This is a genomic window from Abiotrophia defectiva ATCC 49176, from assembly GCF_000160075.2.
GTDB lineage: Bacteria > Bacillota > Bacilli > Lactobacillales > Aerococcaceae > Abiotrophia > Abiotrophia defectiva.
The window spans coordinates 179381-200501 of the sequence record NZ_KI535341.1; the positions used below are offsets into that span (position 1 = coordinate 179381).

Here is a 21121-nt window from a genome sequence, read left to right on the forward strand (position 1 = left end):
CCCTTAGGTGTGACTAGCCATTACGCTAGCCGGGTTCCCCCATTCGGATATCTCTGGATCTTAGCTCACTTACAGCTCCCCAAAGCATTTCGTCGTTCGTCACGTCCTTCTTCGGCTCCTAGTGCCAAGGCATTCACCGTGCGCCCTTTGTTTCTTAACCACGATCATACTTGATGCATGATACTTTCGCGCTATTTTTTTCTTACTCTGTAATTTCTTACAGACTCGGTCAATTCTCGGTTCATTATTTTAGAAATAATGTGTTTTACCATCCATCCTGTCGGATGATAAAACGGTTTGTTTGGTTATTCAGTTTTCAATGTGCAAGTTCGCTTACCATGAATGATAAGCTATGGAGAATAGCGGGATCGAACCGCTGACCTCCTGCGTGCAAAGCAGGCGCTCTCCCAGCTGAGCTAATCCCCCGTAGCTGGATATTTAATTGTATCCAATGGGCCTAAATGGACTCGAACCATCGACCTCACCCTTATCAGGGGTGCGCTCTAACCAGCTGAGCTATAGGCCCGGATTATTTAAACCCTTATGAGTTTGCTATAGTAGCACACTCAAAACTAAACAAAGATGCAAGCTCTGTGAGGTTCCGTTACTCCTTAGAAAGGAGGTGATCCAGCCGCACCTTCCGATACGGCTACCTTGTTACGACTTCACCCCAATCATCTATCCCACCTTCGACGGCTCCCTCCTAAAAGGTTAGGCCACCGGCTTCGGGTGTTACAAACTCTCGTGGTGTGACGGGCGGTGTGTACAAGACCCGGGAACGTATTCACCGCGGCGTGCTGATCCGCGATTACTAGCGATTCCGGCTTCATGTAGTCGAGTTGCAGACTACAATCCGAACTGAGAATGGCTTTTAGAGATTCGCTTACCCTCGCGAGTTCGCTGCTCGTTGTACCATCCATTGTAGCACGTGTGTAGCCCAGGTCATAAGGGGCATGATGATTTGACGTCATCCCCACCTTCCTCCGGTTTGTCACCGGCAGTCTAACTAGAGTCCCCATCTCAATGCTGGCAACTAGTTATAGGGGTTGCGCTCGTTGCGGGACTTAACCCAACATCTCACGACACGAGCTGACGACAACCATGCACCACCTGTCACCGACGTTCCGAAGAAAAACTCTATCTCTAGAGCGGTCGTCGGGATGTCAAGACCTGGTAAGGTTCTTCGCGTTGCTTCGAATTAAACCACATGCTCCACCGCTTGTGCGGGTCCCCGTCAATTCCTTTGAGTTTCAGCCTTGCGGCCGTACTCCCCAGGCGGAGTGCTTATTGCGTTAACTCCAGCACTGAAGGGTGGAACCCCTCCAACACTTAGCACTCATCGTTTACGGCGTGGACTACCAGGGTATCTAATCCTGTTTGCTCCCCACGCTTTCGAGCCTCAGCGTCAGTTACAGACCAGAGAGCCGCCTTCGCCACTGGTGTTCCTCCATATATCTACGCATTTCACCGCTACACATGGAATTCCGCTCTCCTCTTCTGCACTCAAGTCTCCCAGTTTCCAATGACCCTCCACGGTTGAGCCGTGGGCTTTCACATCAGACTTAAAAGACCGCCTACACTCCCTTTACGCCCAATAAATCCGGACAACGCTCGCCACCTACGTATTACCGCGGCTGCTGGCACGTAGTTAGCCGTGGCTTTCTGGTTAGATACCGTCACACGCATAGCAGTTACTCTATGCGCTGTTCTTCTCTAACAACAGAGCTTTACGATCCGAAGACCTTCTTCACTCACGCGGCGTTGCTCCGTCAGACTTGCGTCCATTGCGGAAGATTCCCTACTGCTGCCTCCCGTAGGAGTTTGGGCCGTGTCTCAGTCCCAATGTGGCCGATCACCCTCTCAGGTCGGCTATGCATCATCGCCTTGGTAGGCCCTTACCCTACCAACTAGCTAATGCACCGCGGGTCCATCTCTTAGCGATAGCTTGCGCCACCTTTCCTCACAGAATCATGTGATCCCATGTCCTATGCGGTATTAGCAGTCGTTTCCGACTGTTATCCCCCACTATGAGGTAGGTTACCCACGTGTTACTCACCCGTTCGCCACTCACCTTGACCAAGTGCAAGCACTCAGTCGCGGTTCGTTCGACTTGCATGTATTAGGCACGCCGCCAGCGTTCGTCCTGAGCCAGGATCAAACTCTCATGAAAAATTTCATAAGTCTACTTGACTCATTTCTTTACTAGCTTGTTTTTTACCCAGCTTGTCTGCTGCCGAATTGTTGGTTGTTCATCAAGTTTCCTCGATGACCCTCACATTCTTGGTGTGTCTTTGTTTAGTTTTCAATGTGCTCCTTGCCACTACGTGACAACTTTTATATCTTACCATCCTCTATTTGAGAAGTCAACACTTTTTTTCGACTTTCTCAAATATTTTTTTGGATAGTTGGTCTGTCTTTTTCAGACGAACATTAATATATCACGCCACTTAGTCAGCGTCAAGTCCAAATAGTAAGAAATTTTCATAAGTTACAAAATCAAAAAAAGACCGGGACAAAGTCCCAGTCTTTGATCTATTAGAATCCACTTGCGCCGCCGCCACCACCGGAACCACCGGAGGAGCCACCACTGAAGCCACCACCGAAACCACCGGAGTTACTACCGGAGTAAGAGTGGTCTTGGCTATAAGCGGAAGCCGAGCTCACGTTAGATGAGATGGATTGGCTGAGCACATGGCTGTAGAGGCCTGTATTATAGTACATTGGATAGTAGGTCATACCTTCTACCAATTCTGCTTGAGTGAATTGAACCTTGAGGGCATCCAAGACCTTATCCGCTATCCCAAAGGCAATGGCATAAACTAGGTATTCTTCCCAAAGAGCTAGGGAAGCAATGTCTCGCATATTCATTTGCCCCACATCTTCTAGCATCTTGGCAAAGCCATGCCACTCTTGATAGAGTTGGTCTTCCTCTGCCGTCCGGAGTGGTCGGACAGAGACAGTAATCATAAAGATCACATTAAGGACGATTTCCAAGAGGGCTAGGCCCAGTGCAATCCAACCTACTTGTTGTAGGAAGGGATGATTGGTGGCCATAAAGCCTGCAAAGAGGGCTGCCCCACCTAAGATGACATTAAGGATAATGGCCCCAATAGCTTGGAAACGTAGGCTATTATTCTTGTCTCGTGCCGATTCCACTAATTGTGATCCGGCGATGCTAGCACGGCTTTGGAAGTTTTCGTAGGCTGCCAAGCGCTTCTTGGCAAAATGCCGGTTCTTCTTCATGCGTTTTTCCAAGTCTTCTAGGGTGACACTGGTTTCATCATCTGGGAAGAGGAAGGTCAAGACTGCCCGTTCATGACCTTGAAGCGGATAGTCGGCTACCTCGTCTGTCAGCTTGGTGACACGCGCGGTCATGGAACTATTGCTGAAGATACCACGATTTTCACGGCGTTCTTCCTCTAACTCCAAGTACCCCTTACGGGCTAAGTCCGCAACCGTTGCAGAGAAGTCATCGGGATTAGGTTCCCCACTAGACCGGAAAACAGCAGAAGTGACAACTGCTGGTGCCGTATGTGAGGGCAAGTTGTAGTTGTGAATTGGCAATTGAACCGGATTCGGATTCAACTCGCGACGTAACTTAAAGTATTTACGCCAGAGGTGAAAGGGAAGCAAGGACATGAGAATCATAGCGCCCCACTGGACTGCGCTAGTGGTATACTTCTGGCTTTCATAGGCCTTGCGGTCTGCCTCAGCTTGGGCAGCTTCCTTAGATTCAATTTCTGCCTTCATATTCTGATTGACGACATTGGTGTTATGTGGCGTCAAGGACGTTGGGAAAATGGTATGCACTTCGACAAAGCGATTGGCTGGTGTTCCATTAGACTTAAGAATCACGACAGAGCGCCCATTTTCTTGGCCCAGTTCTACTGTCCCGCTTCCGGTCCCACCATGGGCCCAGGCTTTAAAACTATCCTTATCGGTAATTTGGCCTGGTGGCAAAATAACTTTGGCGGTGACATCGGTTTTGAAGTCAATGCCTTCCCCAATTAACTTGCGGTTGAATTCCGCCGTATCGGCATAGTTGGTTACGATGTGGTTGAGGGTATACTCGGCCACAAAGGTGACCTTCTTATTGCTGACCGGGTAATAAGCCTTGAAGGTTTTGACATCACGGTTGGATTGGATGTGGAAGGTCTTAGGCCGCTTAGAGTCCAACTTATCCTCAGTGAACTCTTCTAGTTTGTCGCCATTTTCAACACCGACCTTGTAGGCACCTAATTCGAAGCCACCTGTATCCACCTTGAGGAGGGCACCATTCATGAAACTGGCATCAAAGACCCATTTCTGGGTAAATTTGACATTCCCTTCAGCCGTAATTTCGGCAGTGACATCTTGATTGGTAATCTTATAAGATACTTCGGCAGCACGTATCTGGCTAATGGGTCCCGCAAGCGAGAGCACTAGGGCCATCAATGCTAACCAAAAGAATGAGCGTCGCTTCATCTTATTTTCCTCCTTTATGGGCTTGTGACGTTGGTATTGGGCTTGGTCACGACTTGATGTTCCACCGCGTCGACCAAGACAGTACGGCTACTTGCTTCATCTTGACTATAGGTAATCTCCCAAACAGGCGTATAGACATCAAAGTCCTGCAAATTAACCGTACGATAGTAACCTAGGCTAATTTGTTGGATGGTCGAGCCATCCGGAATGTAGGTATCAACCCGGGTCTCCAGAAGTTTGAGGGCATCCTTGACACTAATCAGCGCAATGGGTTGGTCCAAGACCTTAAAATCACTCTGATAGGTCTGGGTGTATTCCCGCAATTGGAAATCCGCATTAAAGCTCAGTCGCAACTCAGAACTCCCATCCAAGACAGGGTAGCCATCATAAGCCACCATGTAGAAGGTTAGAGTCCGAGATTCTGGACTGAAGGACCAGACCGTATATTCTGCCCCCCGAACAAAATATTCGGGCCGGTCCAGGAAATTACGGCGAATGTCTTCTACCTGCTCCTGGGTCAAGGTCTTGCTATCGCGATCAAGTCCGAGACCCAAATCCAGTGGCTGATCAAAGGTCGATTGTAAGACCCCATTATTATAACGGGCGGTCTGACCTTGGAGGGTGCCACGCTCCTTGTCGAGGACTTGGCTAGTTTCCGTCTTAACAACGGGTAGTTGATAGCTTTCGTTAGATAGGGTCTGGTTGATTTTGATGTTACGGTTTTTGAGCTGGGTCTCAATGCTGACATTGGTGACTTGCGCACTATTGGTCTGTCTGACCTGCTGCTTGGTAATCAGGGTAAAGGCCAGATAGGCATCGAAGAAGATGAAGAAGATTAATAGCAAAATCTGGGTTCGTTTAAAATCCATTATTCTTGGCCCCCTTCATCTAGGGTATCTACACCTTGTGGGCTGGTCCCCTCGCTACTTGCTGCATCTGAACTTGAGGCATCCTGGTTATGTCGCAACTCACCACGGTTAAGGCGTTCCAAGGAGATATAGCGTCCCTTGTATTCGACATAGTACTTAGGAATAAAGGTCACCAATTGGAAGTTCTCCATATTGGCCTGCCATTCATAGGCCACAAAAATCTGGTCTAAATCAGTCGTCACCATACCTTGTTCATGTAGCTGGGAGACCAAGCCACTTGCTGAATCTAGGTCGGTTGCTTTACTCTTGTCGTCAATATGCGAGCGCAGGCTCAGGAAGGAGCCGGAAAAGCGTGTCACCTTGGGCGACAAATTAAATTGCAGGCCTAAGTAATAAGGTGAGGCATCCGACATGAGCGGATAGCCGTCTAGATAGCGCTGGTAATAGAGCGTGTTGGTACTATTATTGGTGGTCAAACGCAGGCCTTGGGTCCAGACTCCGTATTTCTTCATTTCGGTAAATGAATCCATGATAATCTGGTCGCGATGGACCGAACTGCGGTTCTGAACGGCTTCGCTCCGCGCAGTGTAGACATGACTATCAGAGTTGACATCGAGTTCTAAGTCCAAGGTCTTGTATTTTTTCTCCCCACTCTCCCCACTATCCGTAATGGAGTAGTTGTCCGAACCGAAGAAGAGACCAATCAGATTGGCTTCTGATTCTTTCTTGAGGGTATAGACCTGACTTGGCAGACTAAAGGCTTCCGTCCGAATCAGGGCCTTGCCCTTGGCTAAAGGCACTTGGGACATGGCCGTCCAAGTACTCAAGTCTTGGATCAGGCTCTGATAGAGGCTAGCAAAGTCCCAGCCATTGAGGGGCACCCGGACATAGGTCTCATCTACCTGATTAACTAAGTAGAGAGCTTGGGGCTCCTCTTTCAAGAGCCAGATTTGGTCAGCTTCAAAATCGAGTGGCGGGCCGTCCTTAGACTTGAACCATTGTCCCCACAAGGAGACTGGCAAGCGGTCAGCAAAACGCAGAATCAAACGAGGACTGGTCGACATGTTAGCAAAAGTCGTTGAAGACTCTACCACATCAAAGTCGCCCCCTAGTTCACTCGGTGTCTGAGCTAAGGCTGCCGTCACCTGGTCCAGATGACTGGCACTAGCCTCCCAGTAACCGCCTGCTTCATAGGCATCTAGGGCTACAGGGGCTAGCACATCGGTTAACTTCATGCCGGCTACTTGCCGATTGAGACTATCCACTTGCTCATTACGAACGGTTTGTTGTGGCGTTTGCGAATTAGCACCATAGAGAAAATCAGGGTTGGTTAGAAGCAACCAAGAAAGGACCCCGCTGGTTAGGACAGCCAGAATTAAAGTAATAGGAATAAAGAGACGGCGAATCATCAATCATCCCACCCTTCATCGTCAAAGTCCATTTGCAGATAAGGGAGATCAAAGCCAAAGGTCGAACCCTTGCCTTCCACACTGGTCGCCCAGATTTTCCCACCATGCAGTTCAATGATTTCCTTGGAAATAGCCAGGCCAAGCCCAGTCCCCCCCTGCTCACGTGACCGTGCCTTATCAACACGGTAGAAGCGTTGGAAGAGATGTGGGATATCCTTCTGCGGAATCCCTAGCCCCTGGTCCTTAATGGACAAGTGGACATGGGAATGGGAGTCTTCAATCTTGACGACGATGACACCCCCATCAGGAGAATACTTGATGGCGTTGTTTAAGATATTATCAATCACTTGGGTCACGCGGTCCTGGTCAATTTCCAGGTAAATTTCCCGTGAGGTGAAATCCCGCTTAAGCTTGAATTTCTTCTGGTCAGGATTCTGTTCCAACATAAATTCAAAGCGGTCCAGAATATGACTGACCATGCGTTTAAAGTCGATGTATTCTAGGTTGAGTTTATATTGACCTTCATGAATCTTGGATAGATCCAGCAGATTACCAATCATCCGCATCATACGGTCGGTCTCCAACTGAATAACGTTGAGGAACTGAGGCGCAATGACCTCGTCCTGCCATGCCCCTTCGCGCAGGGCTTCGGTATAGGACTTAATGGAAGTCAAAGGCGTCCGCAATTCGTGGGAGACGTTGGACACAAAGTCCCGTCGCTCTTGCTCGGTCTTCTCTTGTTCGGTGACGTCTGTTAAGACACAGACAACCCCGGTAACGAAGCCGGTCTCACGGCGAATAACAGAGAATTCCCCCTTGAGGATGGAATACTCCCCGTGGTCTACCCAATCCATAAGGATTTCCCGGTCATCACCTAGCAAATCGGTCAAGGTATATTGATCCTTGAGCCGCAAGAGGCGAATAATGGAAATCCCGATGGCGGATTGTTGGTCGATACCCAAGAGTTGTAGGGCGCGCTCATTGACCAGCAGGACATTACCGCGCCGGTCGGTCGCAATCACCCCGTCGGTCATATAACGAAGAATCCCGTCCAAACGTTGACGTTCGGATTCAATCAATTCTTGGGAGTCCTTAACCTTAACCGATAATTCATTAAGGGTCTTGGCCAGTTCGCCCAACTCGTCATTCCCAAAAATCTTGGCCGGGTAGTTATAAATCCCCTCCGAAATCCGCAGGGCTTGTTGACGCATGTTTTCAATGGGCATGGTTAAGCCTTGAGAGAGCACCAAGGCTAAGATAAAGCTCCCCACAATGGCAATGACAGCCGACTGGATGAAGACACTCATGACACTCTGGGTCTGCTCATAGACCCGGTTCATATTGGCCGTTACTCGGACCGCCCCTACCACCGTATTATTCGACTGACTCAAAATCGGCTTAATCGTGGTGTAGGTATGACGCTTGTTATTGACATCATACTCTGAAAACTTAGAAGAGCGTTGGCTAACCAACGCTTCCCTCACATTATTATCATTGGTCTTGGCCAGTGCTTCTGACTGGTCCAAGGCGTTATTTGACGCGATAATCCCATCCTTGGTATTGATGATTTGGATACGGGTCAAATTACTATTTGAGAAGGTATCAATGACCTGAGTCAGACGGGCGCGTTCATCCGTCTCACTCAAGCGTTCTTCTAAGATCGGCGTCACATTGTTAACCAAGAACTCTACCTGGGTATCAATCTGATCCTGGTAGTTCTTGAGCGTACGACTCTCGTATTGGTTAACGAAGTAGACCCCCACGAATTGGAAAGCAATCAGCAGAATAATAATGATTTGAATCGGAATTTTAAAATGGATCGATTGAAATAATCGTCTGATTCGCTTCATATGCTAGAACTTCCTATTCTTGATCTGGATTCTTCAAGAGGTAGCCGACCCCACGACGAGTCACAATATAAGTTGGGTGGCTTGGAATATCTTCAATTTTCTCCCGCAGACGACGGATGGTCACGTCGACCGTCCGCACATCCCCGAAGTAATCATAGTCCCAAACAGTCTCAAGGAGATGTTCCCGGGTCATGACTTGGCCAATATGTCGGGCTAGGTAGTGGAGTAATTCGAACTCCCGGTGGGTCAGTTCAATTTCTTCCCCATGCTTGGAGATAATGTAGGCATCTTGGTGAATAACCAAATCCCCTACTACAATCTCGTTCTTGTTGACTTCTTGTGGCTCAGGTTCCTTGACTAGATTGCGGCGTAAGTTGGCCTTAACGCGGGCAATGAGTTCACGGTTAGAGAATGGCTTGGTGACATAGTCATCTGCCCCTAACTCTAAACCTAAGACCTTGTCAATCTCTGAATCTTTGGCGGTTAACATGATAACTGGCACAGCGGATTGTTTGCGAATTTCACGACAAACTTCCAAACCGTCCATCTTTGGTAACATGAGGTCTAAAATCACTAAGTCTGGTTGACTCTTCTCGAATACCTTTAATGCTTGTTCACCATCATAAGCTTTTTCAATGGCATAGCCTTCGTTTTCTAAGTTAAAAGAAATAATATCAGAGATTGGCTTTTCATCATCTACGACTAGAATCTTCTTCATATGGTTCATCCTTTCTCATGACGTTCTAGGTTCAAATGGGTGAGCCTTCCCCTTAAGGTCTCACTCCTTTATTATAGCGGGTTTTGCGGGAATATTAAAGCCCTTACGCTCAAGTTTTCTACTTATGTCAAAGCTTGCTCGGACTTGTAATCTAATAGACAAGTATTTGAAAAGAAACCTTAAACAAAAGGTAGGGCCTTTTGTTTAAGGTTTCCAAATTAAAGGCGTTCAATCATTAGAAGATAATAACTGGCATCCCGACTTCCACTAATTGGTAAACTTCTGCCATGGTACCTGGTGGCGTGTTGATACAGCCTAAAGAACCATTAGACAGGTAGGCTTCGCCCCCGAAGGAAGCTTGCCAGTTGGCATCGTGAATCCCTTGGCCAGTGTCATCAAATGGAATCCAGTAATCAACCGGTTGTTGATATTCCTTCTGAGTATGTGGGTTGTAACCCTTGAGGGTTGAAGGAGACTCCTTATTCCAAGAAGCGTAGGCCCCGGGGATAGTGGTCGTCCCAGGGCGACCGGTTACGACTGGTGTTTCCAGTACCTTCTTACCATCCTTGTAAATAAACATCATTTGGTGGGCAATGTCGACTTCGACATAGCTTGGACCGATATCATTTTCCTTGTCGGCATAACCCGTCCCAACAACCGTTGGTTCACGCTTGATGGTGCCACCCTTGTTAAGGTCTGCTACAATCTTCTCTGCCTCTGCCTCAGAGTCAATGGACCAACCTAGGGTCCCTGGTTGCACATCGACCACCCCAGATAAGGTTGAAGCAAATTTACGCGTTTTATTGATGGTCGCGTATTTGGTGTTGAGTTCCTTGACATAGTCTTGGACCTTGCTTTGGTCTACTACCAAGTTATTAGACTCATCGAATTGAATCCAGTCATTAATTTTATCTTTAGGAACGACTTCTTCCTTGCCTGAGATAGTCAAGGTAATTTTGGTATCAGCGACCTTGTTAATTTGATCCATGACTTGGGTAATCTTAGGATCATCACTCTTGATTTTTGGCTCTTGGTAGGCCGAATTGATTTCAACCGAGGTGTTACCTGATTGCACTTGAGAAACAATCAGTTCCTTAACCTTGGCTACATCTAATTGGTTCCCGTCCTTTTCAGGCGTGACATGGTAACCTTGACCGTTAGAATACTCGATCTTAGCATCTTCAGCCGCTGTCCGGTTTTGGTTGTTCAAGCCAAAGCCATCCAAGGTCTTGCTAAGGTTTTCGTCGTTAAAGGCCACGTGATTGAGCAAGACATTCTTATATTCGGTCGTATTGAAGAAGCTACCTACCCAACCAGTTGGGTCTTGTGAATTATAGGCTGATTCCAAAGCCTTGTTGGCATCTACTTGGACACCTGCTTGTTCTAAGGTAAAGCGACCTACTTCCTTACCATTTTCCAGAATGGTCACTTCCTTCTGGTTAAGGTCTTTACCAATCTTATCCTCTGCTTCCGCTAAGGTTAAGTTGGAAATATCCAAGGAGCCAAATTTAGTATTGGCCTGGAATTTCTGGGCGTAGAAGCCTACACCGGCACTGTAGCCCAAACCAGCTAATAATAAAACTGTTGTCGAGCCAATGATCAATCCCTTTTTCATGATTTCTCGTCCTCACTTTTTCTCTTATTCAAATACAGATTTTAGCATCGAATTGTGAATTTTCTTTGACCCTTCCATTAATTATTCTATATGATTTTGTTTCTTTTGTAATATGAGGGTCTCAATGGCATGTGAAACACCGTCTTCTTCATTGGTTAAAGTCACAAAGTCAGCCTTGGCTTTGAGGTCTTCCGAAGCATTACCCATGGCTACGGCGCAACCAGCAAAATCTAACATCTCGGCATCATTGGCCGCATCGCCTAGAGCCATGACTTGCTCAGGACGCAGACCTAAGTGGCGGGTCAGCTGATCTAATCCACTGGCCTTAGAAACACCAACCGGTAGAAATTCTAGGATGACTTTCTGGCTCCGCACCATAGACAAGGCCTGCCAGTCGGTCGCCTCAATAGTCGGAATCCAAGCATCCAAGACTGCTTCCGGCGCCAGAATCATGGCCTTATTGAGCTGGCTATTGGCTAGGAAGTCTGCTTGGGAGATTGGCGTCACGTCTGTTTTAAGAAACTCGGCGTCGCGGGCTACCAAGGCATTAGGTGTGGGATCCCCTACTAGGTAGAGATGGTCGCGGTCAAAGGCCACTAGCTGGGCCCCCTGGTCCTTGAGGGGCGCCACTAGTTCCAGCGCCCGTTGCCGCGCCGCTTGGGTCAAGAAGCGTTGGAAGACCGATTGGAAAGGCGCTTGGGCCGACAAGGTTTGCGCCCCATTTTGCAGAATCATAAAGTCCGACGCAGTTAAGAAAGGCAGCTCTGGCACATAGAAATCCACCCCTGGTAGGGTCCGGCCGGTACAAATGACAATCTTAATGCCGGCCTGGTGCGCTCGAGCCAGAGTGGCGACGTTGGTGGCACTAATGGTCTTTTGGTTGGTCAGGAGGGTGCCATCTAGGTCAATGGCGATTAAGCCAATATCCTGAGCTAGTTCTTGGCCAGATTCCTTGCTGTCTTCTATTTGTTCGGCGGCCATTTGTTGGAACTCGTTAAGGGCAGGCGCCGCCGCTTGGCGTTTGGTCTCGGCTTTTGCTGCTACTTGTTGGCACCAGGTCTTATCCCATTGGGTGGCTAGGAAGTCTTCTACCTCTATTTCCTTTTCCTTGCGGACCATGAGCAGTCCATCGCCTAAAGGCAGGAGGCAGGCCCGTTGGTCTTGATCGGTCAAGACGGCTTGGAAGAGTTCATTGAGCTTGCGATGAATCTTGCGCACCCGCTTAGGCCGAGTGTCTAAGGCATCCATGATGGTGCCCGCTTGCAGGACATCATCAATGAGCAGGACGCCCCCCATCTTAAGCAGACGCATGCAGTAAGGATAGAACTCCAGGTACTTGGCCTTGGCGCTATCCATAAAAATCAAATCATAGTGATTAGCCGGTAAGGTAGGCAGAATATCGGCCGCATCCCCTTCTAGGACCGTCACCTTATCCGCCAGACCAGCCTGTTCAAAGTTAGACTTAGCCCGTTCAAACATGAGGGCGTAGCGGTCAATCGTGGTTAAGTGGCCGTCAGATGCTAGGTGCTGGGCCATGAGACTAGCCGAAAAGCCAATGGCGGTCCCGATTTCCAGGATTTGTTGAGGCTGGGTCGTGGCACAGAAAAAGTCCAAGAACTTGGCAGTCTCGTGAGGCACCACCGGAATCCCATTGGCATTAGCAAAGGCCTCCAACTGACCTACGATTCCTTCAAAAGGAACTTGCCCCTCCCGCATCAAGTCGATTACTTTCTGCATGACCACTGGCCGGTGCATCATCTCATTCAACATAGTCCTGTCTCCTTCTCCTGACTTATTCACTGTCTATTATAATGGAAAAGACTTAAAAGCAAAAGACCCAGCCTTCTCATCAAACTTTTAGGTCTGGATTTGGTGCGAGGAGGAGCCTTTTAGGGTATTTATATAAGAAGGAGGAAGTGCCATGTATCATCAAGAGGCAAGATTTTATCAGCTGGTCAAGCAAAGAGGCCACTTATCCCAGGAGGACGAATCAGACTACCTGCGTCTCCTAACTGGCCTAGAGGGCGAGGCGAGGCTTGCCCAAGTGATTCAAGACCTGGGGCTGTCTACTTTTTATCTGACTGATTTGTGGATCCCCCTGGGAAAGGGCGCACAAATCGACGGGCTTTTGCTGGTGCCCCAGGGACTCTATCTAGTAGAAATCAAGCATTATGGTGGGCATTTTCTCTACCAGGGATTTGCCTCCAGACTCAATGGGCGGCCTTATCAACATGACTTGCTAGGACAAGTGGCCCGAGCCCAGAGCTTGTTGCAGCAATTTCTAAGGACCAGCAATTAGATTGCCAGCTAGTGCCCAAGCTGATTTTCAGTCAGGACCATTTGCAGGTTGAGGGCTTAGATGCGGGGCAATATCTACTGTGGCCGCAGGCGCTAGCCTGGCTTCAGGGGCTGGCCGACCAGATGGCAGGTCAGACTTGCAGTCTACGCCAGCAGCTAGTCTTGGATTTACTGAGACCACTCCAGCATGCCAGCCCCTATCGGCCGCGCCAACTGACTTCCATCGAGCGCCAAACTCTGCTAAGTGGTATTGGCTGCCCCCGTTGTTTGCGGCTGGGCATGACCTGCAGTCGTTATAAGGTCTCCTGCCCGCATTGTGGGTTTGGGGAAGATAAGGCAGCCGCCTGTTTGCGTAGCGCCTGTGAGTGGGCCTTGTTAAATCATGACCTGCCACTGAGTCGCTCGGCAATTTCCCACTATATGGGAAGCAAGCAATTGGACCGCACCCTGCAACGCCAACTAGCTAAATACTTCCACCCACTCCATAAAGGTCACCACGCCTGCTACCAAAATGATTATGCCACCGTTTATCAGTGCCTGTCACAGTATGATGGAGTCTAGCGTGTGGGAGCCATGTCGCGTTGGAGGTCCAACGCGACATGGCGGGGGCCCAATGCGACGTGGCGCGCTCTTTTTGCTCCTTTTTGGGGAGTTTTGGACCCTTTGAGCTAGAGCCACGTCGCGTTGGAGGTTCAACACGACATGGCGGGGACCCAATGCGACGTGGTGCGCTCTTTCGGCTCACTTTTGGGCTGTTTTGCCACCTTGGAGGCGGAGCCACGTCGTGTTGGAGGTCCAACGTGACATGGCGCACTCCCAATGCGACGTGGCGCGCTCGTTTTGCTCCCTTTTTGAGTGATTTGGTGCCTTTGGGGTGGAGCCACGTCGTGTTGGAGCCCCAACGCGACATGGTGCACTCCCAATGCGACGTGACGCGCCTTTTTCTGGGTACTTCAACACATAAAAAGCCACCTCTGAGCTAAGTCAGAGGTGGCAGGCCTAATGCTTATTTGCTTTCTTGTTTGCTTAACTTGTCAGCTAGGCCACTAGCGCGTAGGCCCCACTTAATGAGTTCAACTAGCACGATGATGCTGAAGGATACAGCGAGTACCAAGCCCCATTGTGGCAAGGTAGGCGCGGTCACGTCGAAGAAGTCGTTGATGCCTGGAACAACGATAACGCCTAGTAACATGACAGCCGACAAGAGGGCTGCGCCGTTAAGGAATTTGTTATCGAAGGCTTTCCCTGTGAAGAGAGAAGTGAAGACATACTTGACGTTGAAAGCGTGGAAGAGTTGAATCAAACCTAAGGTCGCAAAGGCCATGGTTTCGGCCAAGTTTTCTTGGTGGTACCATTGACCGGCTAACCAGTAGATGAAGAGGGTCAAAGCACTTTCCAAGACCCCTTGATAGAGGATACTTGGCAAGATGCCGTTAGATAGGAAGCTAGACTCCTTGGTACGTGGCGGACGATTCATCACATCTGGCTCGGCTTTTTCCATCCCCAAAGCGATGGCTGGGAAGACGTCAGTCACTAAGTTTATCCATAAAATATGAACAGGTTGCAAGATAGTCCAACCTAATAAGGTGGCTACGAAGAGGGTAATGACCTCACCCAAGTTAGCTGACAAGAGATATTGGACAGCCTTCTGGATGTTGGCGAAGACCTTACGCCCTTCTTCTACTGCCACGACGATGGTTTCGAAGTTATCGTCAGCTAGGACCATATCAGAGGCACCCTTGGACACTTCGGTCCCGGTAATCCCCATGCCGACCCCGATATCTGCTTGCTTGAGGGAAGGCGCATCGTTGACCCCGTCCCCAGTCATGGACACGGTCTTACCTTTAGACTGCCAAGCCTTGATAATGCGCACCTTGTGCTCAGGCGATACGCGGGCGTAGACTGACAAGTCTTGAACACGCGCTTCTAATTCGTGATCAGAAATAGCATCGAGTTCTGCCCCAGTCATAACGTGATGGTGGTTGTCTTCGTTTGGATTCAAGATGCCCAGACGTTCCGCAATGGCTTGCGCGGTTTCGGCGTGGTCACCGGTAATCATGACGGTCCGCATGCCGGCCCCTTTGGCTACAGCAATAGCATCCGCGGCTTCTTGACGCTCAGGGTCAATCATACCGACTAAACCAGCAAAGATTAAGTCATGTTCTAATTCCTCAGATTCGAACTTGCTAGGCAATTGATCAATAATCTTATAAGCCCCTGCCAAGACACGTAAGGCTTGACGCGCCATGCCTGTATTTTCGGTCAAGATGGCTTGGCGATCAACATCGGTCAAGTCGGTCACTTGGCCACCAAAGTCCTTATGAAGGCAGCGTTTGAGCAATTGGTCTGGCGCCCCTTTGGTGGCTACCAGGTAGCGACCATCCGCTAGCGGGTGGACTGTCGTCATCAATTTACGGGTAGAGTCAAATGGAATCTCGCCCACCCGTGGGAAGCTAGCCAAGCGTTCAGCCAAAGGATAGCCCTTGTCTAAGGCAAACTTAACCATGGCAGTTTCGGTTGGATCCCCAATCAAATTACCTTCGGCGTCCACTTCCGTGTCGTTAGCCAAAACAATGGAACGTAAGAGCGGTAAATCTAAATCTAAGTCTTCAGAGGCATTGTGGAGAACCCCATCATAGTAGGCTTTTTCAATGGTCATCTTGTTAAGGGTCAAGGTCCCCGTCTTATCGGAACAGATAATTTGGGTCCCACCCAAGGTCTCAACGGCAGGCAAGGTCCGAACCAAGGCCTTACGGTCTGCCATAGTTTGAGTCCCGATAGAGAGGATAATGGTTGAAATGGCTGGCAAGCCTTCAGGGATGGCAGCCACGGCCAAGGAGATAGACACTAAGAGCATGTCGGGAATCTGACGGCCACGCAACAAACCAACGATGAAGGTCACAGCCGCAATGACTAAGATCATAATAGTCAAGGTCTTACCCAAACGGTCTTGGTCGCGTTGCAATGGGGTCTTGGTTTTCTCAGCACTGGCTAACATGCTAGCGATATGGCCGACTTCGGTATTCATCCCGGTTGCCGTTACAATGGCTAAGGCACGACCGTAAGTCACATTGGTGCTAGAGAAGACCATGTTATGGCGGTCCCCAATCCCGGCACCTTCTTCTGCAATCACGCTGATGTCCTTATCAACTGGCACCGATTCCCCAGTCAAGGCTGCTTCTTCAACCTTGAGTGAGTTGGCTTCAATCAAACGCATATCCGCTGGTACAATATCTCCAGCTTCCAATAAGACGATGTCGCCTGGCACCAAGTCATGAGACTTAACGGTCATGACATTGCCATCACGGCGGACACGGGCGTCAGGTGAGGCCATTTCCTTGAGGGCGTCAATGGCTTCTTCAGCCTTGGCTTCTTGGACTACCCCCATAATGGCGTTAAGCACCACCACTAGGAGAATGATGACCGCGTCGTGCCACTCGTGGCTGGCCACGAAGGAGACAGCCGCCGCAATCAAGAGGATGATAATCATGAAGTCCTTGAATTGCTCAATAAACTTCTGCAAGAGGGTTGAATGAGCTTCGGCCTTGAGTTCATTAGGGCCGAACTCTTCCAAGCGTTGCGCAGCCACTGCAGCTGTCAAGCCCGTCTCAACATGGCTTTCTAAGCTGTCAATGACGGCTTGCGCCTCTTGGTTATAGGCTGATAATTTTGTTGACATAGTAACCTCCTATTTGATCCATTTCCTCATACTGGCTAGCCCAGCTTGTAAAAAAAGACCTATGCCGCCACCCAACGAGTGAATCAGCATAAGTCTCACTATTTCAGTCAGTACCAGCAGCAGATGCTACATATTTGTTGATACCAACGAGCTAGGCTCTAGTTACTCCCTTATGAAGTCAATGGTTATATTACTCTTACTATTATAGAGATAAGCTGCAAAAAAAGCAAGAAAAAAACACTTGCTTTTTTGGCTCTGACAAGTGCAGCGATCTTGACGATTGAGGTCGGACGCGCTAGGATAGGAGTGAAGAAACGAGGAGGGATTGACATGACAAAGACAGGCAAAATCATTCGTGTAGTAGGTGCCGCCATTATCCAGGATGGCCAGGTCCTCTGCCTACAGCGTGGCCAAGAAATGAGCCTAGCCGGACTCTGGGAATTTCCCGGTGGTAAGTTAGAAGTTGGCGAGATAGAAGCCCAAGCTCTGGCGCGGGAAATTAAGGAAGAACTGACCCTCGAAATTGAAGTGGGTGACTGGGTAACGACAGCAGAGTACGCCTATGAATTCGCCACAATCCAGCTGGCGGTCTACAAGGCTAAGATCCTATCTGGCAGTCTGACCCTGCTCGAGCACCAGGCTAGCCGTTGGGTCCAGCCCCAAGACCTCATGAGCCTAGACTGGGCACCCGTCGATATTCCGGCGGCTCAGCTCTTGGCCCAAGAAGGATCCTCCCTATAAAGATAGACAAGACAAAGGCGACCAGGAACCAGTCCTAGTCGCCTTTATTTTAATGTCTGCGGAAATCAACAAAGTCATCATGCTGATGCATGTTGCTGTCGATGAAATAAATCAAGGTTTGCAGCTCATTGGTTAAGTCCACGTGTTGCATACGAACATGACTTGGCACATCGAAACGCAATGGCGTGAAGTTGAGAATCCCTTTGATGCCTGCTGCTACTAAACGTTCCACCGCAATTGGTGCCTCTTCTTGTGGCACCGTTAAGAGGGCAATTTCAATGCCTTGGGCTTCTAATTGCTCTTCCAACTCATCAATGGAATAAACTGGCACACCTGATTGAATGGTCCCAATCAATTTAGGGTCTACTTCGAAGGCTGCCCCAATCCGCACATTATTGTTCTTGCGGAAGTTATAATGCAGGAGCGCATTCCCTAGATTCCCTACCCCGATTAGGGCCACAGAAGTCAGACGGTCTTGGTTCAGGGTCTTGGTGAAGAAGTCTAATAAGTAATCAACATCATAGCCATAGCCCCGTTTACCCAAGGCGCCAAAGTATGAGAAGTCACGACGAATAGTCGCGCTATCCACTTTCACCGCATCACTGAGTTCAGTAGACGAAATCCGCTTTTTGCCGGCATTCTGTAAGAATCGTAAGTAACGATGGTAAATTGGAAGCCGGTTCACAGTTGCTTTTGGTATTTCTCTACGCATTTGATCACTTCTTTCACATAAAAATATTTCGCTTATTCTCCGGTCGATATCTTTAGTATACCACCTTACTAGGTCAGACTCCATTATTTAGGGGTGAACTTAATACAATTATTATAGTTCAGTAACAATTGTCGTACTCCTGCCTTACCACGCTTTCATTTACGTGATAGCACGAACTTCTCTAGGTGGTTTTTATGTGACGAAGGGAACGATGAGAGTCTTTCTCATAGAGCAAACCTTTTCACTTTGGCATTTTTCCTTAAATATTCAACCCCCATTATGGCCTTATGCTAGCCACAATGGGGGTTGTTTTATTCGCTCAGTGACAAACGAAAGCGAGACCAGTCGCCCCGAATATAGTCCAGGAGGCCTAAATCTGAGCTAGCCACCTGACCGACAATGGCTTGACGATCATCCACTGGCAAGTCTGTCAGGCAAATTTCCAGTTCATTGGCATAGCTGCCATAGTTGGCCCGGCCCAGGACTAGGTCCCCTCGCTGGCGAGGGCCAGGCTGCCCCACCACTTCTTGCCCGCGCAAGGCTTGGCGGGTTTCCGAGGCCCGAATGACCCAATCACTGGCATCCGGACGATTGGACCAGACCTGATCTAGCAAGGCTTGCGGCGCATGGGCCCGCAGGTCCACCAAGCCAACATTGAGGCTGGCCAGACGTCTTAGTTGATCTTGGCTGACATCACAATCCCCTATGTAGACCCGGTCAACCTGGCATTGTGACAGGAGATAAAGAGCTGCCTGCTGACTTGGCCAATGGCGGGTCTGCTCGACTGTACAGAGGCCATCAAAGTAAGGCCCCCTAGCCACCTGGCCACTGATAAAGGCCAGGCAGGGAATGCCTAAGGCATGCAGTCTTTGATTTTGAGCCAGGACATAGGACTGGCTGAGGCCACTATAGATCTTGGGATAATAGTTATGGGCGGCCCAAACCCGGCCCAAATCGACCCCTGATTGAGCTAATTCTTCTAGTAAGGGCTCCGTAAGGGTCGAAGCATTAAGGACCAAGTGACTGGCCTGGCTGAGGACGGCCATTTGCTGGGGACTTAGTCCAGCATCCACCCGTAAGGAGCCGAAGCCCCAGACTTGCAGGCGGTCCAGGCCATAGCGATCCAGACTGGCTTCATTAATGTCCGCCATGACCTGGATTCCTTTTTCATGGCAGTCCGCCATAATTAGGTCAAGCTCAACCGGCTTATACTGTGGGGCCAGGTTAAGACTGGTAAAGGCATGGCCAAAGCCCTGCTGACTAAAACGGTCAATCCGCGCCAGATTATCGTCTAGGGACTGATTACTATAGAAGGAAAAGCCGACTACTTGTCCTTTCATTGACTATCGCCACCATAGACTTGAGCAATCCGAGCTTCATCCACCCCGAAGAACCAGGTTAAGACAAAGCCACCTAGATAAGCGCCTAACATGGCGATGACATAGGAGATTTGTGTACCCGGCACCATAATCAGCAAGCCGAAGAGGCCGGATACCCCTTGGGAGACAGCCCCTAGATGGAAGAGGACTGCCAGGACACCCCCCAGACCTGAACCCAAGCAGGCCGTAATAAAAGGTTTGCCTAGTGGCAGGGTCACGGCGTACATCATGGGTTCGCCGATTCCGAGAATGCCGACTGGCAAGGAGTCGCGAGTCAATTGTCTCAGACGTTTGTTGCGTGATTTGAGGTAGAGGGCCAGACCCGCGCCAACCTGACCACCCCCTGCCATCATCAGAATTGGCAAGAGATAGTTGACCCCGGCCGTTGGTCCTTCCGGATTATTCAACATGGTATGAATTGGCGTTAAGGCTTGGTGGAGGCCCACAGAAACCAGTGGCAAGAAGCCAACAGACAGGATGAAACCACCGAGGGCACCCAATTGGGTATAGAAATAATCTAGGCTAGTATAAATCCCGTCCGTAACCAGAGCTGCCAGCGGTTGAATGACAATAACCGATACTAGCACCCCGACTACGACGGTCAGGAGTGGCGTGAAGAAGGTGTCTAGCAGATCGGGCATGATACGACGAATGGCCCGCTCTAGGTAGGCGAAGAAAATCCCCATAAAGAGAGCTGCTAGGAGCCCTCCAGCCCCTGGTGAGAAGGCCTTATTGGTTATTGGAAGAAGAATTGGTGCATCTGCCACCTTAGCCAAGAGGGGCATGCTTGGAACTACCACGGACAAGGCACCGGCCATGCCACCCAGCACCGCACTACCCTTGAATTCTTTGGCTGCATTCATCCCCACATAAATTGGCAAGAAGGCAAAGAGGGCCCAGCCCATGGTCCGAATGGCTTGGAACCACCATTCGCCGGCCCAGGCATTCTGGTTGGAGACATTGATCACATTAGCAATCCCGTTGATCATACCAGCGGCAATAATCCCCGGTAATAAAGGAATGAAGATATTGGCGATCCGTTGCAAGAAACGTTGCAGGGGCTTGTCATACTTAGCCTTTTGTTGGGCCTTATTAGCCTTAGCCACTTGGTCGGCCGCCAGCTCTTCATAGCCCAGACTGAGACCTGTTAGTTGGGCAAAGGCTGAACCGACCTGGTTGACCTTGCCCGGTCCTAAGATAACTTGCACTTGGTCTTGGACAACTAGGCCCATAACTCCTTCCACTTGCCTGAGGGCCTCTTGGTCCACTAAGGACAGGTCGCGCAGGGTCAGACGTAGACGTGTCATACAGGTTGCATTAGCAAGGACATTGTCCTTGCCTCCCACTAGGGATAGAATTCGACTTGCTAATTCATTCATGGTAATAC

The 21121-nt window shown here is 49.4% G+C and carries 14 protein-coding genes, 2 tRNA genes, 1 rRNA gene and 1 other annotated feature; of the genes, 3 read left to right on the forward strand and 14 right to left on the reverse strand.

The genetic code is table 11. The features are described from left to right. Nucleotide 1: 1 nt before the first annotated feature. Nucleotides 2-115: a sequence feature (23S ribosomal RNA rRNA prediction is too short), on the reverse strand. A gap of 238 nt (nt 116-353) precedes the next feature. The 10 genes from GCWU000182_RS08280 to GCWU000182_RS10410 form a co-directional block, all read right to left on the reverse strand. Further along, nucleotides 354-426 (reverse strand) — tRNA-Ala (locus tag GCWU000182_RS08280). A 26-nt stretch (nt 427-452) separates the two neighbouring features. After that, nucleotides 453-526, reverse strand: a tRNA-Ile gene (locus tag GCWU000182_RS08285). 89 nt (nt 527-615) lie between these two features. Then, a 16S ribosomal RNA gene (locus tag GCWU000182_RS08290) occupies nt 616-2170 on the reverse strand. A gap of 365 nt (nt 2171-2535) precedes the next feature. Continuing rightward, nucleotides 2536-4464 carry a DUF2207 domain-containing protein gene (locus GCWU000182_RS08295; protein ID WP_035364824.1) on the reverse strand — a complete coding sequence of 643 codons (1929 nt, stop codon included), beginning with the start codon at nt 4462-4464 and terminating at the stop codon, nt 2536-2538. Nucleotides 4465-4478: 14 nt separating this feature from the next. Continuing rightward, complete coding sequence (gene yycI, locus GCWU000182_RS08300; protein ID WP_023392371.1) at nt 4479-5333, reverse strand: two-component system regulatory protein YycI; 855 nt, start codon at nt 5331-5333, stop codon at nt 4479-4481. After that, nucleotides 5333-6742, reverse strand: a complete 1410-nt coding sequence (gene yycH / locus GCWU000182_RS08305) for a two-component system activity regulator YycH (protein WP_023392372.1) — start codon at nt 6740-6742, stop codon at nt 5333-5335. Before yycH ends, yycI begins: the two co-directional genes overlap by 1 nt. Continuing rightward, a complete protein-coding gene (gene walK / locus GCWU000182_RS08310) occupies nt 6742-8592 on the reverse strand; it encodes a cell wall metabolism sensor histidine kinase WalK (RefSeq protein ID WP_023392373.1) in 1851 nt (616 codons plus the stop codon). The genes yycH and walK overlap by 1 nt, the downstream gene beginning before the upstream one ends. 13 nt (nt 8593-8605) lie before the next feature. Next, nucleotides 8606-9310: a response regulator YycF gene (gene yycF / locus GCWU000182_RS08315; protein ID WP_035364826.1), complete on the reverse strand. Its 705-nt coding sequence runs from the start codon at nt 9308-9310 to the stop codon at nt 8606-8608. Between the two features lie 235 nt (nt 9311-9545). After that, entirely contained in the window at nt 9546-10925 is a 1380-nt protein-coding gene (locus tag GCWU000182_RS08320) for a L,D-transpeptidase family protein (protein WP_023392375.1), read from the reverse strand. Between the two features lie 81 nt (nt 10926-11006). Beyond that, nucleotides 11007-12695, reverse strand: a complete 1689-nt coding sequence (locus GCWU000182_RS10410) for a Cof-type HAD-IIB family hydrolase (protein WP_023392376.1) — start codon at nt 12693-12695, stop codon at nt 11007-11009. A gap of 151 nt (nt 12696-12846) precedes the next feature. Between GCWU000182_RS10410 and GCWU000182_RS08330 the strand changes: the two genes are divergently transcribed. Together GCWU000182_RS08330 and GCWU000182_RS08335 are read left to right on the forward strand one after the other, a co-directional pair. Further along, the gene (locus GCWU000182_RS08330) at nt 12847-13224 is read left to right on the forward strand and encodes a nuclease-related domain-containing protein (protein ID WP_023392377.1); all 378 of its coding nucleotides are present in this window, start codon (nt 12847-12849) and stop codon (nt 13222-13224) included. Between the two features lie 11 nt (nt 13225-13235). Then, the gene (locus tag GCWU000182_RS08335; RefSeq protein WP_023392378.1) at nt 13236-13784 is read left to right on the forward strand and encodes a hypothetical protein; all 549 of its coding nucleotides are present in this window, start codon (nt 13236-13238) and stop codon (nt 13782-13784) included. 445 nt (nt 13785-14229) lie between these two features. Here the strand turns inward: GCWU000182_RS08335 and GCWU000182_RS08340 are convergent, their stop codons facing one another. Further along, the gene (locus GCWU000182_RS08340; protein ID WP_023392379.1) at nt 14230-16902 is read right to left on the reverse strand and encodes a cation-translocating P-type ATPase; all 2673 of its coding nucleotides are present in this window, start codon (nt 16900-16902) and stop codon (nt 14230-14232) included. A gap of 330 nt (nt 16903-17232) precedes the next feature. On the opposite strand from GCWU000182_RS08340, the gene GCWU000182_RS08345 reads away from it, so the two are divergent. Continuing rightward, the gene (locus GCWU000182_RS08345; RefSeq protein WP_035364828.1) at nt 17233-17643 is read left to right on the forward strand and encodes a (deoxy)nucleoside triphosphate pyrophosphohydrolase; all 411 of its coding nucleotides are present in this window, start codon (nt 17233-17235) and stop codon (nt 17641-17643) included. Nucleotides 17644-17692: 49 nt separating this feature from the next. Here the strand turns inward: GCWU000182_RS08345 and GCWU000182_RS08350 are convergent, their stop codons facing one another. The 3 genes from GCWU000182_RS08350 to GCWU000182_RS08360 form a co-directional block, all read right to left on the reverse strand. Continuing rightward, complete coding sequence (locus GCWU000182_RS08350) at nt 17693-18355, reverse strand: redox-sensing transcriptional repressor Rex (protein WP_035364830.1); 663 nt, start codon at nt 18353-18355, stop codon at nt 17693-17695. Nucleotides 18356-18666: 311 nt separating this feature from the next. Beyond that, nucleotides 18667-19695 (reverse strand): MupG family TIM beta-alpha barrel fold protein, encoded by a 1029-nt coding sequence (locus GCWU000182_RS08355; RefSeq protein ID WP_023392382.1) that lies wholly within the window; start codon nt 19693-19695, stop codon nt 18667-18669. Further along, entirely contained in the window at nt 19692-21113 is a 1422-nt protein-coding gene (locus tag GCWU000182_RS08360) for a PTS transporter subunit EIIC (RefSeq protein ID WP_023392383.1), read from the reverse strand. The genes GCWU000182_RS08355 and GCWU000182_RS08360 overlap by 4 nt, the downstream gene beginning before the upstream one ends. Nucleotides 21114-21121 lie beyond the last annotated feature (8 nt).

Bases quoted from the DNA above. Each gene is read 5' to 3' on its own strand.
- GCWU000182_RS08295 (WP_035364824.1), bottom strand. From the start codon at position 4,464: ATGAAGCGACGCTCATTCTTTTGGTTAGCATTGATGGCCCTAGTGCTC.
- yycI (WP_023392371.1), bottom strand. From the start codon at position 5,333: ATGGATTTTAAACGAACCCAGATTTTGCTATTAATCTTCTTCATCTTC.
- yycH (WP_023392372.1), bottom strand. From the start codon at position 6,742: ATGATTCGCCGTCTCTTTATTCCTATTACTTTAATTCTGGCTGTCCTA.
- walK (WP_023392373.1), bottom strand. From the start codon at position 8,592: ATGAAGCGAATCAGACGATTATTTCAATCGATCCATTTTAAAATTCCG.
- yycF (WP_035364826.1), bottom strand. From the start codon at position 9,310: ATGAAGAAGATTCTAGTCGTAGATGATGAAAAGCCAATCTCTGATATT.
- GCWU000182_RS08320 (WP_023392375.1), bottom strand. From the start codon at position 10,925: ATGAAAAAGGGATTGATCATTGGCTCGACAACAGTTTTATTATTAGCT.
- GCWU000182_RS10410 (WP_023392376.1), bottom strand. From the start codon at position 12,695: ATGTTGAATGAGATGATGCACCGGCCAGTGGTCATGCAGAAAGTAATC.
- GCWU000182_RS08330 (WP_023392377.1), top strand. From the start codon at position 12,847: ATGTATCATCAAGAGGCAAGATTTTATCAGCTGGTCAAGCAAAGAGGC.
- GCWU000182_RS08340 (WP_023392379.1), bottom strand. From the start codon at position 16,902: ATGTCAACAAAATTATCAGCCTATAACCAAGAGGCGCAAGCCGTCATT.
- GCWU000182_RS08345 (WP_035364828.1), top strand. From the start codon at position 17,233: ATGACAAAGACAGGCAAAATCATTCGTGTAGTAGGTGCCGCCATTATC.
- GCWU000182_RS08350 (WP_035364830.1), bottom strand. From the start codon at position 18,355: ATGCGTAGAGAAATACCAAAAGCAACTGTGAACCGGCTTCCAATTTAC.
- GCWU000182_RS08355 (WP_023392382.1), bottom strand. From the start codon at position 19,695: ATGAAAGGACAAGTAGTCGGCTTTTCCTTCTATAGTAATCAGTCCCTA.
- GCWU000182_RS08360 (WP_023392383.1), bottom strand. From the start codon at position 21,113: ATGAATGAATTAGCAAGTCGAATTCTATCCCTAGTGGGAGGCAAGGAC.